Origin of the sequence: Pseudomonas sp. NBRC 111127 (assembly GCF_001320345.1) — a bacterium.
Classification (GTDB): Bacteria; Pseudomonadota; Gammaproteobacteria; order Pseudomonadales; family Pseudomonadaceae; genus Aquipseudomonas; species Aquipseudomonas juntendi.
Genome location: NZ_BCBD01000273.1, coordinates 1 through 3,009, shown reverse-complemented (window position 1 = coordinate 3,009; position 3,009 = coordinate 1). Strand labels below are relative to the sequence as shown.

General features: G+C 54.1%; 3 protein-coding genes. All 3 read right to left on the bottom strand.

The annotated features are described in order from the left end of the window. The coding region (locus APH30_RS26670) for an AadA family aminoglycoside 3''-O-nucleotidyltransferase (protein WP_054914208.1) at nucleotides 1-735 on the bottom strand (735 nt) is incomplete at its 3' end. Nucleotides 736-804: 69 nt separating this feature from the next. Then, nucleotides 805-1,359 (bottom strand): aminoglycoside N-acetyltransferase AAC(6')-31, encoded by a 555-nt coding sequence (gene aac(6')-31 / locus APH30_RS26665; protein WP_054914207.1) that lies wholly within the window; start codon nucleotides 1,357-1,359, stop codon nucleotides 805-807. 380 nt (nucleotides 1,360-1,739) lie between these two features. Beyond that, on the bottom strand, nucleotides 1,740-2,540 hold the full coding sequence (locus APH30_RS26660) for a subclass B1 metallo-beta-lactamase VIM-2 (protein ID WP_003108247.1): 801 nt from the start codon (nucleotides 2,538-2,540) through the stop codon (nucleotides 1,740-1,742). Between the last annotated feature and the right edge of the window lie 469 nt (nucleotides 2,541-3,009).

The window sequence follows — 3,009 nt, the reverse complement described above, 5'->3', positions numbered from 1 at the left end:
GTGATCTGCGCGTGAGGCCAAGTGATCTTCTTTTTGTCCCAGATAAGCTTGCTTAGCTTCAAGTAAGACGGGCTGATACTGGGCAGGTAGGCGTTTTATTGCCCAGTCGGCAGCGACATCCTTCGGCGCGATTTTGCCGGTTATTGCGCTGTACCAAATGCGGGACAACGTAAGCACTACATTTCGCTCATCGCCGGCCCAGTCGGGCTGCGAGTTCCATAGCTTCAAGGTTTCCCTCAGCGCCTCGAATAGATCCTGTTCAGGAACCGGGTCAAAGAATTCCTCCGCTGCCGGACCTACCAAGGCAACGCTATGTTCTCTTGCTTTTGTAAGCAGGATAGCTAGATCAATGTCGATCATGGCTGGCTCGAAGATACCCGCAAGAATGTCATTGCGCTGCCATTCTCCAAATTGCAGCTCGCGCTTAGCCGGATAACGCCACGGGATGATGTCGTCATGCACGACAAGGGTGACTTCTATAGCGCGGAGCGTCTCGCTCTCGCCAGGGAAAGCCGAAGCCTCCATAAGATCATTGAGCAATGCTCGCCGCGTCGTTTCATCAAGCTTTACGGCCACAGTAACCAACAAATCAATATCGCTGTATGGCTTCAGGCCGCCATCCACTGCGGAGCCGTACAAATGCACGGCCAGCAACGTTGATTCCAGATGGCGCTCAATGACGCTTAGCACCTCTGATAGTTGGTTCGAAATTTCGATGGTCACCGCTTCCCTCATGATGTCTAACGTTTGACATGAGGGGCGGCTAAGGACGATAGCCCTTGGACGTCCCCCTCGATGGAAGGGTTAGACAACACTGCGCGCCTGCTCGAACGCCTGACGTGTTTGAACCATGTATACGGCCGGTCCATCTGGGGTGTTTATGGTTCTTTGCGCCACAAAACCCGCCTTCTCGTAGCACCGGATTGCGCGTAAGTTGTTCGGCGACGGGTCCGTTTGGATCTTGGTTACCTCAGGGTCTTTAAACAGCATCTCAACGAGCGCGCGAACGAGCTTGGTTCCCAAGCCCTTGCCCAGCTGCGATGGATTCGCCAGAGACTGGTCTATTCCGCGTACTCCTGGATCGGTTTCGTCTTCCCACCATCCGCCACCGCTTCCGAGTGCAATGTACGACTGAGCGTACCCAATCGGTTCTTCATCCAGCATTGCGATGTAGGGAGTGACGGACTCTTTCGCCAGGGCACTTGGTAGGTATTGCTCCAGCACTTCAGCAAGTGTTGGACGTGTTTCTTCTCCGCCCCACCACTCAACGATGTGAGGCCGATTTAGCCAGTCATGGAGCATCGGAAGGTCGTGCTCGGTCATGAGGCGCAGCGTGACGAAGCTAATGGTAGTGGTCATGAGGACGGTCTTTGTGCTGCCTAACGTTTAAGCTAAGGGGCTGGCGTTAGCCAGTCCCAGCGAGCGGAGCGAGCGCTTTGAGCGCATTGTTAGGCTTCCCGGAATACACGCGTTAGTGGCGCCAACGCAAAAAGAAGAAGCAAACAACGCGGAAAACGCGGGGGAACTGAGTAAGTTATTTGTGATGTTACATAACATGAAACCAACTCCATTTAGTGACACAAATAACGGCAGTAACTAACCGGCGCCTCGATGTTACGGTTGAGCGCGGTGCTAGGCAATGCTTTTGCACTGCCGCCTAACGCCGAAGTTCAGCCGCCAGAACGGAGCGCAGCGGAGTGATGGTCGGCTGCAACTTCATGTTATGCCGCATCTGCCTGCTACTCAACGACTGAGCGATTTGTGTGCGCTTTTACAACATTCGTTGTGTGCTTGAGCAAGTCTAGACCGCCCGGCAGGCCGTGCCCCGGAATGACGAACTGTGCTTCCGGGTAGTGTTGTTGAATCCGCTCAATGGAGGTGGGCCATTCAGCCAGATCGGCATCGGCCACGTTCCCCGCAGACGTGCGTGACAACTCATAAATCGCACAACCACCATAGAGCACACTCGCAGACGGGACGTACACAACTAAGTTGTCGGTCGAATGCGCAGCACCAGGATAGAAGAGTTCTACTGGACCGAAGCGCACTGCGTCCCCGCTCGATGAGAGTCCTTCTAGAGAGTGCGTGGGAATCTCGTTCCCCTCTACCTCGGCTAGCCGGCGTGTCGACGGTGATGCGTACGTTGCCACCCCAGCCGCCCGAAGGACATCAACGCCGCCGACGCGGTCGTCATGAAAGTGCGTGGAGACTGCACGCGTTACAGGAAGTCCAATTTGCTTCTCAATCTCCGCGAGAAGTGCCGCTGTGTTTTTCGCACCCCACGCTGTATCAATCAAAAGCAACTCATCACCATCACGGACAATGAGACCATTGGACGGGTAGACTGCGCCATCAAACGACTGCGTTGCGATATGCGACCAAACACCATCGGCAATCTGGTAAAGCCGGACCTCCCCGACCGGAATTTCGCTGACTGTCGGATACTCACCGCTAGAATCTACGGAAAAAGCGAGCGGACTCGCAATAGCCATGATAGACGCGGTCAAATAGACCAATAACTTACTCAAAAGTTTGAACATCAAAACTCCATGGGGGTGAGTGCGGCATAACGCCAGAGTTAAGGCGAGCCGCGAAGCGGCTTCGCCTTGAACGAATTGTTAGGCATGCTGCCACAGATCTCTCCAATTTGCAACATGACTGATATTACGCAAGAGTCAGGGCCTTCTGGGCATCTGATCGCGTCAGCGGAGAGGAATTTGTCATGCCCATCTGTTAATACAAAAAAATAGCCGAAAGGGGTCTTCTGCAGAGGCGTCACGCCTCCTCTCTAAGGGGGCGCTGATAAGGTGAAACTCAACGTCATGATGCTCTCCGGCAGCGGGAGATAGGCGGCGGCTGGCCTCTATGGCACGCTCAACGCGTACCATGATGTGCTGTGAAATGCTGCTATGGCTCTCATGACTAGAAATCTGCACGTGGCAGGCATTCTGCGAATGCAGGAACTCAGGTCATAGTCATGAACAAAAATGCCAAGGGACGTTTCATTCC